General features: G+C 55.5%; 6 protein-coding genes. 1 reads left to right on the top strand and 5 read right to left on the bottom strand.

Annotated features, from left to right (window positions below):
* Window positions 1-136: 136 nt before the first annotated feature.
* The 5 genes from FUA23_RS03160 to FUA23_RS03140 all read right to left on the bottom strand — a co-directional run bounded on the left by FUA23_RS03160 (window position 137) and on the right by FUA23_RS03140 (window position 12,938).
* Window positions 137-5,548 (bottom strand): PKD domain-containing protein, encoded by a 5,412-nt coding sequence (locus tag FUA23_RS03160; protein ID WP_147929254.1) that lies wholly within the window; start codon window positions 5,546-5,548, stop codon window positions 137-139.
* Between the two features lie 185 nt (window positions 5,549-5,733).
* On the bottom strand, window positions 5,734-6,939 hold the full coding sequence (locus FUA23_RS03155; RefSeq protein ID WP_147929253.1) for a type IX secretion system membrane protein PorP/SprF: 1,206 nt from the start codon (window positions 6,937-6,939) through the stop codon (window positions 5,734-5,736).
* Window positions 6,940-7,392: 453 nt separating this feature from the next.
* A complete protein-coding gene (locus FUA23_RS03150; protein WP_187270866.1) occupies window positions 7,393-10,002 on the bottom strand; it encodes an Npt1/Npt2 family nucleotide transporter in 2,610 nt (869 codons plus the stop codon).
* Between the two features lie 388 nt (window positions 10,003-10,390).
* Window positions 10,391-11,407 (bottom strand): serine hydrolase, encoded by a 1,017-nt coding sequence (locus tag FUA23_RS03145; RefSeq protein WP_246144009.1) that lies wholly within the window; start codon window positions 11,405-11,407, stop codon window positions 10,391-10,393.
* Window positions 11,408-11,762: 355 nt separating this feature from the next.
* Window positions 11,763-12,938, bottom strand: coding sequence for an MFS transporter (locus FUA23_RS03140; protein ID WP_147929251.1), 1,176 nt, complete (start codon window positions 12,936-12,938; stop codon window positions 11,763-11,765).
* 320 nt (window positions 12,939-13,258) lie between these two features.
* Here FUA23_RS03140 and FUA23_RS03135 point away from each other — a divergent pair, with 320 nt between their 5' ends.
* Window positions 13,259-14,719 carry a glycosyltransferase family protein gene (locus FUA23_RS03135; protein ID WP_147929250.1) on the top strand — a complete coding sequence of 487 codons (1,461 nt, stop codon included), beginning with the start codon at window positions 13,259-13,261 and terminating at the stop codon, window positions 14,717-14,719.
* Window positions 14,720-14,721 lie beyond the last annotated feature (2 nt).

The raw sequence follows: 14,721 nt of genomic DNA, 5'->3' as shown, positions 1-14,721 counted from the left end.
TCGACCACCGACAAGCACAATTCAAAACAAAACGTGTTATTTATTTCAGAAAGCGGTGTTTCCTGAAAAGGAAACGGTTGTCCGTTCCCCCACCGGCGTCCTTCAGGCTGAAGCCTGAAGGACAGCGATCCGCTGGTTACCGCACTACGGTAACCGTCCCCACGAAACTGTCCCGAACTCCGTTGACGTACAGTACCGACGCCCGCCAGGTATAGGCTCCTTGCAGGATAAATTCATCACTGTCCGGCTTCCGCCCGTCCCAGCGGCCGGTCGGCGAAGAGTCTTCCAGTTCGCTGGTGGAGTAAACAATTTGTCCCCATTTACTGAAGACCTCAAGCGTGTATTCAGCGACGCCGAAGCCTTTTGCGCCCCAGGAGCGGACCTCGTCGGGTCCGGATTCCGGAGAAATGGCCGTGGGCACGAAAAAGGTCGTAATCCACTCGGGTTCTATCTCTTTCCGGATGGTATCGGAGCAAACAAGCCCCTGCCCGTAGGTTTCGGTAACGGCGTGGGTAACGGTAATATCCCGGTTGATCCGGTATTCGTGGATAAAGTTGGCGGCGGTATTCGTCGTCCCGTCCCCAAGGTCCCAGAACAACTGCGTGCCGCCGGTACTCTCGGAAGTAAAGTGAACGTCGCCCAGGCGGTTCGGAAGTTCGTCTTCCTGAAAACGGAATTCGGCGACCGGTGAAGGTTGCAACTGCAGGAAATTACTGGCCCGCAGCGTATCCCGGCATACTTCGTCGTAGATCGCAATCAGCGTGAGATCGTAGCTGCCCGGCTCCGCCAGAACGGTATCGAAACGCTGCCCGACGCTGGGGCTGAAGGCATCGTTGATGTACCATTCATAACGAATGGCCGCCGTTGGGTCTGCCTCGATACTGAGTGCATAGGGCGAGCAGGAGATTGGTTCTGGCAGCGCAAAATTGGCCACGGGATCGCCGGAAATAACGAGTTCGGCCTCTGCAGTATCCCGACAGCCGAAGGCTGTCGTAGCGATGAGGCGCGGCTGGTAAAGACCTTCCGTTGTGTAAACGTGCTCGGGGTTAAGCGTAGTGGCCGACTGCCCGTCACCAAAAATCCAGTCGTAAGACAATGCACCGGTACTTGCGTTGGTAAACTGAACCGGAGCGGGTGTACCGCAGCGCAAGCTTTCTTCCAGGGAGAAGGCTGCTTCGGGAAGAGGGTGTACAACCACCGTGGCGTAGGCCGTATCTGCGGGGCAACCGTTAACGTCGCTCACAATTACGCTTACGTCGTATGCTCCGGCGGATTCGTATCGGTGCCCGAAATTGATGGAGGTTCGCCCGGTGCCGTCGCCCAGGTCCCACAGCAGGTCAGTCAGGGGGCTCGACCCGCTGGCGTCCAGAACCGACAGTTCGTCGAGACAAACAGAATCCGGCGTCGCCGCTAACATTGCTTCCGGGCTGGGCAAAACAGAGAACACTTCGCTCGTATCAGCCTGGCAGCCAAAATCGTTGGTAGCTATGAGATTTACGGTGATGTCGCCGGGGGTAGTGAACGGAACCACGGGCGGGGTTCCTCCGTAGCTTTGGCCACCGATGGTCCAGTCCAGCATCGTTGCCCCGGTGGAGGAATCGGCAAGAACGAGGCTGTCGTATCCGGTACAGAAGCGATCATTAAGGGGCGCAAACGCAGGTACAGGGTCAGGATGAACAATGATTCTGCTCAGGAAAGTATCGCTTTGGCAACCCGCTGCATCGGTCACCTGCAGGCGTGGAACGTAAGTTCCCGGCTCTTCAAATGTGTGGTTTGGGGTAGCTTCGTTGCTGGCGTTGGCACCGTCGTCAAAGGTCCAGGAGTAGGTTAGCGAACCGGGGTTCGCTGCCGTATTACTGAAGCTGGTGGTAAAGGGAGAGCAACCGGACGAATCCGTTGCCATGAGTGCCAACTCTGGCAGTCCTCCCACCTCCACGGTTGTCGATGCGCTGGCCGGGCACTGGTTGATCGTCGAGAAACCGGTGAAGGAAAGAGTATACGTTCCGACCGAATCGTACCCGACCAGCGGGCTTAGCTCTTCGCTCGTCCGCCCGTCGCCGAAGTTCCACGCTCCTCCGGAAATACCAACGGAGGTGTTGGTGAGTTGTAATAGTTCTCCTTCACAGATCCTCGGCATATCCGCGACGAAGCTCACCTCAGGCGCTGGCAGGACTTCCACGAAGACGGTATCAGCGTCTTCGCCGCAGCGGGCGGCCTGCAGGACAACCCGGTAGGTTCCCGATTCATCGAGCTGGAAGTTTGGGGTAGCATTGTTGCCGGTTGCTACCACCGCCCCGGCCGAGTTGGTTACTTCCCAGGCCAGGGCGGAGCCTGGCGTCGAAAAACTCTCAGGCTGGAAGGTCCACGGCTGGCAGCCCGCAATGGTATCGAGGCCGATGAAGGCCTCTACGTCCGGCGGGTAAACGGTTACGGTACGCGTCATCGTGTCCCGGCCACAATCATTGGTGGCAATGAGCATAATCTCGTAGGTACTCACCGAATCATCCGGCGTTGTGTAGGTAGCGGGCGGAGGGATGCTGTCGGTCCCCGTTGTACCGTTCCCCATATCCCAGCGCCAGCTCACGGGGTTACCCCGCGTTACGTTACTGATCCGGGGCGTGAAGGGGGAACAGTCTTCGTCGAGGTCCAGACCGAAGTTCACCGTTGGGTACGGTCTCACCAACACACTTTGCACCTGCGGCCGCGCCCCGCAAAAATTCTCTGCAATCAGCGCAATGTCGATCGTGGTGTCCGCAAAGAATCCATCGATGGTATAGTTCAGGTTTTGGCCGCCGGGAAAGGTGTCGTTATTGACGATCCAGACAGACGTCAACTGATCGCCCGTGCTTTCGTCCTCCAGGTCAAGAACGAAGGGCGCACAGCCCATGCTGCTGTCCAGCGCAAATGACGGAACGGGCGGCGTGGTTACGTAAATGGAAACGGTGGTATCGGCAAAACACCCCCGGGCAGAAGTGACGCGCAAAGTGAGGTCGTAATTTCCGCCCGCCGTGTAGGTATGGCAAATATCGGCCCCGGTTCCCATCGTTCCGTCGCCAAAACCCCAACTGACGGAGTTCCCCGCAACAGCAGGAACGGAGAGGCAAAACTCCTCGTTGATACACGGTGCTCCGGCCATCGCAAAATCGATCACCGGCCGTGGGTAGTAGCTCACCGTTTTCATTGCCGCAGCGTCACAGCCGGGCGTTGTCGCGCTCGAAACGGAATAAATAAATTCATAATCGGCGCCCGGCACGAGGCTGTCCAGATCAACCGTTCCCGCTACGGGATCGGTAACGCCGGGCCCGGACCACATTCCGCCAGCGGGCGAACTTCCGGTAAGCGTCAGCATCAGATCGTTGCCTTCGCAAGCCTCCTGGTCGCCGCCGGCTTCGATGGAACTGCCGGGGTCTTCTACGGTTACGTTTTGGCTGGTCGTCTGTTCGCAGCTTCCTCCCGGTTGGAAGGTATAGTTGTACGTATGGTCTCCGCCACCGGCCACCATCAGGTCAACTTCGCCGGTAGCAGGGTCAACGCCCGGCCCCGACCACATTCCGCCGCTGAGGTTTGCACTTAGCTGAAGCGTTCCTTCACTGATGCAGACGTTGTCCTGTGGGTCGAGCATCAGCACCGGGTTTTCGATCACGTTAAGTTTGGTAGCTCCGGCAATCATACACGGGCCGCTTTCGTAAGTGAAGGTGAGATCATACACGCCCGGGCCCGGCAAATCGCTTTCCGGATTGAAGGTTCCTCCCGGCAATTCGGTACCGTTGAGTGTCCATACAAAGTTGCCATCATCCGGCACCGGGTTTGCCTCCGTAATCCCGATCAGTTCGACATCTTCGTTCACGAAACAGGCAATGGCGGTGTCCGTCGTTGTCGCCGTAGGCAGGGGAATTACGTTCACTTCCGGGCTGACGGTGACGACACAACCGTTGCCGTCCACATAGGTATAATCGGGGAAGAACATCCCGACGTCGCTGGAATCGGGATCGAAAGTACCGGTGTTTGCGTCGGTGATTCCCGTTCCCGACCATGTTCCCCCGCCGGGGATCGCGGAGAGGTCAGCAGGATCGCCGTCAATACAAAAAGATGCGTCGGTAGCCGTTACGGTTTCGCTTTCCACCACGTTCAGCGTGATGGTATTTTCGTTCACACACAGTCCGTTGTCGATCCGGTAAGTGATTACGTTGTCCCCTATTTCCGCATCACCCGGATCAAACAGACCAAGGACATCATCAATAATTCCGTCTCCGATCCATACTCCGCCGGGGATGTTAGCGCGCAGGGTATCAGGATCGTTGCCGCTACAGTATTGTGAAAGGCCGGTCAGCATCGGTATTTCACTTGACTGGATGATTACATCGGTCCTGCGCACCGTTTCACCACAAAGGCTGGTGACGACAAGTTCGACGGTGCCCGATTCGGTGAAGTCAATGCTGCCGAAGTCTTCGGTACACACATCAGCCAGGCTTCCGTTCGTGAAGCGCCAGCAGATGTCGGTAGTACTACCGGTTACCTCGTAATCAAGGTCCGCAGGCGTCAGGCTCACCTGGTCACAGGCACCGATCATTGGCAACAAATTGACCGTTGGTGCGTCTTCGATAACAATATCGACTTCGCTCCTTTCGGTATCACAGGCGTTGCTGCCCACCAATTCGATGTTGAAGGTCCGGGTCTCTTCGAAGCGGATGACGATGGTATCCGAAAACGCGTTCATGCTCGTATCGATGAACGACCAGTTACTGCCCCCGGCGGAGCCGGGGCTTATGTTCCACTGGATATTGGTGTCTTCGTTGGACCGGTTGATGAAGGTGATTTCGGTGCCCCGGCAGGCCACCAGATCATCATCGTCCAGGTCGAAAAGTGCATTGGGGGGCGTAACAATTTCCACCGTTTGGCTGGTGGAAGTATTCAGGCTGCTGCAACTCGAGATTCCGTCTACCGTAAGGGTGACGACGTAGACTCCCGGGCTGGCGTAGGTATGGGTAGGGTTTTCCTCGGTGGAAATGGGGGAGCCATCGCCGAAGTCCCAACGCCAGTTATTGGCGTTACAGCTGTTGTCCATGAAGGTAAGTTCACGCCCCGAGCAAACTTCCGTTGGTACGATCATCCTTGCCTGAGGCCGCGGTCTGATGGTAAAATCCAGCCTGCCCGACTGGCAACTGAAACCATCATTACACTGCTTGACTCCACGAAATTCGATACCAAAAGAGCGGGGTTCTTTACACTCACCGTCTTCTCCGTCGGGCAGTGTGTAAACGTGACTGATGTTGGAGTAGTCGTAAACCGTGTCTATCGCTCCGTCCTGCCAATCGAGTATGAAGAAATCGAGCCCGGGAGCCGACGTGTTCTCCAGGATAACGGTGGCTCCTTCGCAAAAAACGATCTCCATATTTGCGGCAGCGAAGCTGGCGGGAATGTCTCCACAAACGTCATCGGGGCAGACATCCTGGGCGCGAACGCCGGTGCAGGCGAGGGCTACTAAGAGCAGGGTAAGAAGACTGGTATTCGTGCAAAACCCGGTAAATTTCCTGAATGTAAAAGACATAGTTCAAAGCGTTTGAATGGGTTGGGTGAAAAGCGGAAAATTCTGAAGCTAATGGTCTGTAGTCAATCCCGACGGACGATTTTTTCGCATTTTCTGTCCTGAGGGAATAGTCTGAAATGCTGATTTCTCTGTGATGGTAAAATGGCTACGTGCAGGTTCAGGTAACGTGGCATTCCCCGCAGGACTCACCTGGCGTCCCGGTACCAGATGTTATCGTAAAGGCGGTTACGGGCGGAGGTGAAATTATGGCAGCTCGTCCCGCTTTTGCGGGCCATGTTGGCCTCGCCGTCTACGTCGTAGCCAAGCAGCGCGCAGGCGCCGCTGGTCCCGAAGCTAAAGGTGGCCGTGAGTTCGAGGGGCGGACGAACGGTGTTCTTCAGCCGTCCGTACTGAAAGGAATAGCTGAGAGCAAGGTCAATACGAGATTTCTGTCGCTGGGTGCGCGGACCGGGCAGAATCGAACCGACCTCTACTTGCAGGCTCGTCCAGTTGACATTGGCTCCGGCAGACTGCGGATTCGCCTGGTGGTAATAAGCCCCAACGAGCATGTTCTTGTTCCAGGAAACACCCGCTCCGGCTTCCAGATAGCCCAGGCCTGCCTGCTGCTGTACCAGCAGCAATGGCCGGACCGACCAGTAGCGGCCGTTCACTTTCGCGAAGACATGGTCCAGCACACCCGAGAACACCCAACGCTCACCAAGGGCGTTATCGAGGCCGAGCAGGGAAGCTGTCTGCCGGCTGTCCGGCCCAACCAGAAAGCCGAGGTTATGTACGGACACCCCGACGTCGAAAGTGGTAGAGCGCGTTTTCTGCAGGTTCAGTCCGCCCTTCAAGGCAAAGCCAAGGCTCGGGGTGGTGTAGCGCGGGCTGAGCCCGCCACCCGAAGATGGTTGGAAGCCGGTAGGGTTTGCGTTGCCGTCGGCATCGTTCAGGCCGAAGAAAGGATTGAGTTGGTCCAGAAACGTCAGATCTCCGAAATTGATGGATCGCTGCCCGGCCGTGAGGCCGAAACCTATCCTCAGGTTATACTGGTTACTGGCCCGCTTTCTGGAAAGTGGAAAGGCCGCTGCTACCCTGCCGCCAAATTCGGTGGTTTTCAGTTGGCCCTCGCCTTCCGTTCGTTCGTGGAAGAAGAAGCCGTAGTCGAGGAAGAAGCAGGGCATCGTCTCTTCGTAGGTAAAAGTCCGGGCGGAGTATTCTGCCGCCGTAGCTGCGCCCCACTGGCTGCGGTCGCTTACCGAAAGGCGGACGGCCCCTTTCTTACCCGTGAAGGCCGGGTTGAAGGCCGATTCGTTGTTGTTGAAGTGCTGGGCGCCGTTGGTTTGGGCTTGAAGAACAACAGTACCCACCGTACACAACACGGCGAGAAAAATGAGTTTTAAATCAGGCATTTCTTCAGGTTTATGGGGATCCCTCGCAGAGGTTTCAATTGGGTGTAAAAGGTTTCAGCGAAAACGACAAACTCTATCCAAATTCAAACACGAAACAGCCCTGCCCGGAGGAGGGAAAAACATCCTGCTGGTGTGCGCTGAATATCTTGCACATCCGGCTTTATAGCGGCAAAGGGGAATTTTGGTACGCAGACGACAAATTTCGGAACTTTATCTGACTTTTATGTTAAGGTATCTCTTAATTCAGTCCTCCTGCGTCAACCCCGGTAGTGGGTCCCGCAACCTTGCGCAGAAACAACTATTCCGGCGACGAAAACACGGTACAGCCATCGGGGCTTCACTTTGCACCTGCGGCCGCGCCCGGGACCTGCCCGGGGAAGCACACAGAAGCGATCATTTTGAGCCAAGGCCTCTTCCATTGCAGACAGCAATATGACTGCATGCGCCCGTTGTTTACTTCAGTACTTCACCCAAAATTTTATCGAAAGCCTTTCCCGCCATATCCCGCACCCGCTGGTCGGGGCTCTCGAGGTTGAGTCGCAACAGCGGCATAAAAGTTTCGTCTCCCATGTGCCCGATGAGGTAGATGACGGAAAGTTTGAGCCGGACATCACGCCCCCGCAAGATGCGTTGAAAGTTGCGAAACTGAGCGATCCTGAGCTCTTCGGCATCCATCAGGGTTGATCGTTCATCGATCTCCGCAAGACGGATACCTTGCTCCACGACCGGTATTATGAGGCGCTTGAGATTGTTCTCCAACAGTATATCCAGAAACTCCAGCGCGCTGATTTTTTCCTGGTGGTTCGCGGCGTGAAGGCCGCGAAAAATGGGAATGATGTCGGCCGGCTGGTAACGAAGCCCCAGCAGGCGAAACAGCCGATCCAGATTGCCTTCCTGGCGCTGGTGGAGGAGATTAAGGAGCCCGTTACGTGCTCCCTGAAGCTCTTCGCTCCCCTGGTTGCGCTGCGCAAGCTGCGCCTGAAGATTGTTGATGGTGGTCTGGTAAGTCTTGGTCTCGGTAAGAATTTGCCGAAACACCTTTTTGGTTGGCATTTGCAACAGCGGAAAGTCGCGGCGCATAGCGTTGAGCGCCTTGAGTACCTCCAAGCGTACTTCGAGGTCTTCGGGGTTGTAACGCTCCACCATGGCGAAGAGGAGGTCTACAGTTTGCTGACTGGGGATGCGTTCGAGGACGGCGGGCAGCCTGCGGATATCGGCCAGATCGATGAGGTGTTTCTTGAAATAAGCCGGAAGAAGGTTGACAAGACCGAGCTCGTACTGCACGAGTGCAGATTTGGCGTACGGGCGGTAAGGTGCTTCGGAGAGAAAGTCGATAAGCCGGAGCAGGTAGCGTTCGTCGAGACTTTCCCCGGCGGCAAGGATGGCCTCTTTGGCTACGGCGAGGTTGAGGCTCTCCATTTCTTCGGCGATGAAATCTTTCCCCAGTTCGCTGCCCGATCGGCCAGCTGCTTTGAGGAGTTTCAGGCGCCATGTCACCGCGTCGGGCCCGGTGAGCCAGCGCAGTTCTCCGCGGCGGAAATTAAAGTGTTTCTCCAGTTCCCACTCTTTACGCATGTCTGGGTTTGAGCGGGTTTCCACGAGTAGTTGCACCAGAGCAGTACCGGATACATTGGGGTCAGGATCTTTGAGTTGCTCTTTGATCAACTCCCGGGTTTCCTCCAGGTGGTGAGAAATGCAATACTCCAGCGCTGCGTTCCGGACGACGACTTCGTCATCGATCATCAGCGGGATGATGTGGTCGAGAAGGTTGGGCCCATCCCGCAGAGCGAGACTCCGCAGCGCCTTGGCCCGCACCGCTGGTTTAGCATGACCTAACAGCTTCACGATGGGCTCGTGGAACTTTTCGTCCGACAGGTCATCCGTTCTCTCCAGAACGTAGAGAAGTTGCTTGTCGTCGAGGTTCATTTTGGCATCCTCAAGCACGCGCATGAAACCCGCGAGGACTTCCTTATGGCGGGATTTGAGGCGGCGGGGTTCTTTTTGCGGCCGCAGGTGCCGCAGTTGATCACGAAAAGCCTCCAGGTACTCATCCCGCACCAGCAAAACGCAAACAAACCACGCCGTTACGAACACAAGCACCGGTACGCTGATACCGACAATAGAAACGCCCAGGCCGTCTACCAGCATCAGTAGCAGCAACCCACCGAGGCCACCGGCCACAGAATCGATGAGCACATCGATGTAAGTCTTGATGCGTCCCTTTACCGCAGTGCTGACGGGGAGGAAGAGCATCTCCACTCCGGCACGATGCAGGCTTTGTTTGAGGCTGCCGTCCGTTAGCCGGCTGAAAATGGCCGCTCCGAGCCCCGGCACGAAAAACATCGCAATGGCTCCGGCAGCAAGGCCCGTCGGCAAAAACATAAGTGCCCCCGAAACCCCAAGCCGCTGGACAATACGCTGGGTTAGTAAAAGCTGAATCCCCAGCCCGATTACATTGAAAGTGGAGAACCAGAAACCGAAAAAAGCAGTAAGCTGATCTTCGTCGGCATAACGCTCTGCGGCAAGTGCACTAAACTGATAGTCGACTAATTTGGCCGTGATGACGCTCGTTGCGATAATACCACAAAGCAACATGAGGTGTTTTGAACCGAGGATGAGCCGGTGCGGAGACTCCCGTAACTGTGAAGTCTTCTTTTTCCGCGAAAGCTGGCTCATCTGCTTACTGATGTATTTCCGCCAGATGTAAATACTGATGAGCATCACCGGAACCAGCGCCGCAATCGCTACGAACAACAAAGCCCGGATTCCGAAATTACCCGCAATGATGGTGGCCAGGTAGCCACCGGCAATCCCGCCGGCAATAGCACCGGCACCAATCGGCCCGAACAGTCGTTTGGCCTGCCGTACATCAAAAACGAGGCTTGCCATCATCCAAAACTGAGACGCGGCAAGAACACCAAACAAAGCCACCCAGAGGTACAACCCGACCGCTACAACATCGCGCGAAGAACTGTAAGGTATGATGGTCGCGAAGACCGCCAAAAGCAGCAGGCAAATGCCCAGGCTCCACAGGTTTACCCTCAGGATAGTGAAGTATTTCAACGCCTGAGAGTACGCCGTGGAGATAACCGCGGCGGCCAAAGCCGTAACAATGAACATATAGGGCAAAGCCCCGGAACCAAAGCGAGAAAGAAATATCCCGCTGCCCGCCGGCTTGGCAATCAGCAGGACCCCAATGATCAGAAATATCTGAACCTGTAACAGCAATACAAGCTTGCCTTCGCCGGGGCGAATGCGGAGAACTTTACTGATGAAGCGCTGTAGAGGTTTGATTTTTAGCCAGGGGATTAGCGGTTTGCGCTAAGGTAGAGACTTTAGTTGGGAGTGGATAGTACTGCCGCAAACAGATGCTCGCTTTGCCGGTAAAGAGCAAAGCGAGCATTCACACTACAACCTGCGACAGTACCGGGCACTGCCTTTTGCTGATGGTCTATTGCTTGAGCATACCGTCAAGAACAGCTGCCAGTTCCCGGCAGATCTGCTCTCCGGCAGGATCATCGACCAGAGCGGTCATGATGTAATTACGGCCTGGCCCCTGCACCATCGCCACATCGGCATGAAACGAGCTCCACGAGCCCGATTTGCGGTACACTTTGGCGTCGGGAGCAACACGGTCGAGGGTATTGACAAATTTGTGGTGGAGCTGAGGGTCCACAAGGTAGCGGCGCATTTTCTCACTGCTTTCCTCGCTAACGAGCTGGTTGTTGGCGAGAAGGTAAAAGTACCGACAGATTTGCTCGGTCGTTGCTGCGTGGCTGATGCCCTTCATCGGGTCCGGACTACGCTTGCCGCCGGCAGCATAACGCTTACCCACCCAGAGGCCACCGCCGAAAGCGGGGTCGTAAAGTTTGAGCGAAGGGTCAGTCATTGTGCGCTCGATGTGGGCGAAGCCCACACGGTCGATCATCCTGGTCGTTGCAGCGTTGTTGGATTTAGCGATCATCAGCAGCATATCGCGCTTCACCTCGGCGGTTTCCTTGAGTTCTCCGCGCTCAATGGCGTCGTGAGCAGCTGCCAATACAGCAATTTTCGGTAAGCTTGCCGCGTACATCATGTGCCGGCCGTTGAGAGCGGCGTACTTCACGTTGCTGTCATCGGACATATCGACGATGCCGACAGACATACGCTTTTCCCGAATCAGTTTGCGCCAGGTCGGGTTAGCCTCGAGCTTACGCTTCAGTTCTGATTTGAGCTCCTCATCCGTACGGCCACGGAGGGCGGGGACTGCCTTTTCTTTCACTACATCAGCAAGAGAAACACCCTCCTTAAAGAACGAATCGATAAGGACAGAGGAAGACTCTTCCGCAGGTGAAAGGAAAGTTGGGAGCGTGACGACACCGGCTTCGGTTAGCTGCTGGTTGATCGTATGATCGCCGTCGTACCGAACAGTGCTCATGAAGAGGATGGTCAGGACGGACAGGAGGAAGAAGAAACTACGTTTAAACATAAGTGCCATTAAACCGGCCCAAAACTGTGCAAATGGGGCCGGATGAGTTAAATAAAGACGGTCAGGTCTGTTGTGAGGAAAATGGCTAAAATCGGGTTGGTGTTGGTTTTATTAAGCTGGCGTAAACAATGCTGTTTCAATTAAAGTTCTGCAAATATAAGGCATCTGCTTCTTTTACGCAGACCTTAACGTCAGCTTAACGTATTTTAGTATGCACTGACAACCAAACGATTAGGCCGCTTTGAGGGCGCTGGCGCAGGTGCAAAAAACGGTTAACTCCACCAAATCACGCCGTTAGGCCTCGTAAGTATATTGTTGGACGCTTCTTATGCCTCTGTACCGACATGGGGATCTTTCAAACCCGCTTTGCACCTGCGGCCCCACCATAAAATAAGCCAAAAAGCCCCAAAAGCGGCCCCGGAGCCAGCAACAGGAACAACCACCGGGCGTCAAGCCACCCGTCCGTTCCGCTGAGTAGTTGCAGGCTCACAATAGTTGTAGCGTACCCCAGACAGTTGACGATCGTGAGTGCTGTACCCTTTACTTCCTGCTCCGCACTTTCTGCAACAAGCGTTGAAAACAAAGGCGAATCTGCCACCACCGTCATTCCCCAAACGAAGAGGAAAGGAAGAAACAAGAAAGGGGAAGCACCGAACACCAAAGGAGAGATCAAACAGCATCCTCCGGAAACGGCAAGCGCCAGGGCTGCCACCCGCTTGACCCCGAATGCGCCGGATAAATACCCGGCGAGTACGCAGGCCAGTCCCCCGGAAGCAATCACCAAAAACGTCAGTAAAGAAATGTTGACCGGCAAGATCTGACCAGAAAAGTACGCCGCCAGCCACACTGGGATGAAGGCCCAAAATGTGTACAACTCCCACATGTGCCCGAAATAACCCAGCGCAGCAGCCCGGAAGGGGCCGTTGCGGAATACCCGGATAAAGGCTGTGAATTTGGGCCTGCTTCCGGAAACCCGGTACGGGCCATCGGGCACAAGCCCCAAAATCATGAGTCCGCCCGCGGCTGCAAACGCAGAAGTGCAGTACAGTATCGCTTTCCACGGCAGGGCTCCGCCCACCGCTTTCACCAGATGAGGAAAGGCCGTTCCGAGTACGAGTGCTCCCACAAGAAAGCCCAAAGAGCGCCCCAGTCCTTTCTGGAAATAATCTGCTGCAATTTTCATCCCTACCGGGTAGATGCCCGCCAGAAAAAAACCGGTCAGGAAGCGACCGCCCAGTAAAGTCGCAAAGGTATTGGCGTCCAGCGTTGCGCAAAAGTTGCACAGCGCTGCGGCAAGCGCAGACACACAGAACACCCGCGACGGCGAGAAGCGATCTGCTATGGCCAACATCGCAAAAACCAGGGTTCCGCAAATAAAACCGAACTGAACCGCCGAGGTGAGTCCGCTTAGTGCAGAGGTTGGCAGGCCGAAGGTTTCTATCAGTTCAGTCAGCACCGCGTTGCCCGCAAACCATACGGATGTACAACAGAATTGCGCTAAAACGATGACGGGGAGGACGGTTGATTTCATTTGCTTGCGGTTCTGGCCGTGAAGGTCGTCCTCCTTCGGGTTGATCAGCGAACTTTCATGAATAAAAAGCGATTGCCGACAGATTCGGCAAATCGTGGGCAACTGAAACCTGATGGTGTATGGCGTTCGCTGGAGGTACTGAGTTCCTTTCCGAGGTGGGAGTCGGGAGGTGGGAGTCGGGAGTCGGGAGTCGGGAGTCGGGAGTCGACAGGCCAACTTTTATCCGGCTTCGCCAGGCTAAAAGAATTGGACTGGCGACCCGCCGGGAAAATACCCAACCCGTTTTAGGACTTTAAAACCTTGCAACCTACCTTTGTTTTATGGCAAAAAAACACCTGACCCTGACCATCATCGCCCTGTTAACCGCCTGTTGGTTCTCTGTGGGTTTTCACCAGGGAGACGAACACTTCCAGATCCTGGAATTTGCGGGTTATAAACTCGGTTTCATCGATGCCGAACAACTACCCTGGGAATTTGGAGAGCAGATGCGCCCAGCAACCCAACCCGCAATTGCTTACGCGCTTTATCGGCTATGCGGCGTAGCTGGCGAAGTAAACCCTTACTATTTCGCTCTTCTTTTGCGGTTGCTTTCTGCAGCAGGTTTTCTGTTTCTCGCCACAAGAGTCTACGCACGTTTTTCCGAACGAATGCCAACCGGGCGCCTACTCAGCTGGCTGGCCTTAGGCCTGCTTTTCAACTGGTGCTCTGTTTACTCCGGAATTCGTTTCTCGGGCGAAAACTGGTCGGCGATGGCCTTCGCTTTCGGACTGTTGCTCTACCCGGCTGCCGTACCCGAACGAGAAGATACTTTCACGCCCGCTAAAACGGGCGGAGCAGCAGCGTGCTTCGCTGCCGGCTTACTTTTCGGACTCGCCTTCCTGTTCCGGTATCAGGTAGCAATCATGGTGGTTGGCTTCGGAGCCTGGCTGATTTTTATAGCTCGGGAACGCTGGTCACGACTAGCGCTTGTCATCGCCGGAGGATTGATAATGCTGGGCATCGGAACACTCCTCGACCGCTGGTTTTACGACGACTGGGTAATCGCCCCCTGGCATTACCTCCGCTCTAACCTGATCGAGGGCAAAGCTGCCACATTTGGCTCGGCTCCGGTTTGGGGTTATTTCCAGATGGTCTTCGAGAAAGGAGTACCTCCCCTGAGCTTAATCTACATTGCCGCCCCCTTATGGTTTGCGTGGCGGTTCCGGCGCGACCCGATGACCTGGGTGCTGATCCCCTTTCTGCTGGTTCACTTCCTCCTCTCCCGCAAAGATGTCCGGTTTTTATTCCCGCTCCTCCCCTTCCTTCCCGTTATGGTGATGGCCGGAGCCGTTGCGCTGCGGCGCAACTACGGCACTGACTTCTTCGATAAAAAGTGGGTAGCCCGCGGCGTGAAATTTCTCTGGGGGGTCAATCTGGTATTACTCAGCCTGGTTCTGTTCCGGCCTATGATCAGTGAAGTGAACGTCAATAAATTCGTTTGGGACAACTACACTGAACCGGTAACGATTCTGGCCGATGGCCGGCACGTGTTCACGTACGCTAACCTGACCATGCACTTCTACCAACGCCCCGGCAAAGTAACCATCTACCGAACCGAAGATCGCGCGGAATGGCCTGAATGTGAAACTCCTGTCTGTCTCTATTCCCAACTGACCCGCACGCCGTCGCCTCCGGCCGGCGCACGCCTCGTCTATACCAGCCGACCGACGTGGGCCGATAACCTGGGCCTGGAAGGCCTGCTGGATGGGATGAAATGGTGGTCTGTTTATGAGTTAGAATAAAG

Source organism: Neolewinella aurantiaca, assembly GCF_008014675.1.
Taxonomy (GTDB): Bacteria; Bacteroidota; Bacteroidia; order Chitinophagales; family Saprospiraceae; genus Neolewinella; species Neolewinella aurantiaca.
This window is presented reverse-complemented; position numbering and strand designations above follow the sequence as displayed.

Coding starts and splice junctions, on each gene's coding strand:
- FUA23_RS03155 (WP_147929253.1), bottom strand. CDS start 6,939: ATGCCTGATTTAAAACTCATTTTTCTCGCCGTGTTGTGTACGGTGGGT.
- FUA23_RS03160 (WP_147929254.1), bottom strand. CDS start 5,548: ATGTCTTTTACATTCAGGAAATTTACCGGGTTTTGCACGAATACCAGT.
- FUA23_RS03140 (WP_147929251.1), bottom strand. CDS start 12,938: ATGAAATCAACCGTCCTCCCCGTCATCGTTTTAGCGCAATTCTGTTGT.
- FUA23_RS03135 (WP_147929250.1), top strand. CDS start 13,259: ATGGCAAAAAAACACCTGACCCTGACCATCATCGCCCTGTTAACCGCC.
- FUA23_RS03145 (WP_246144009.1), bottom strand. CDS start 11,407: ATGTTTAAACGTAGTTTCTTCTTCCTCCTGTCCGTCCTGACCATCCTC.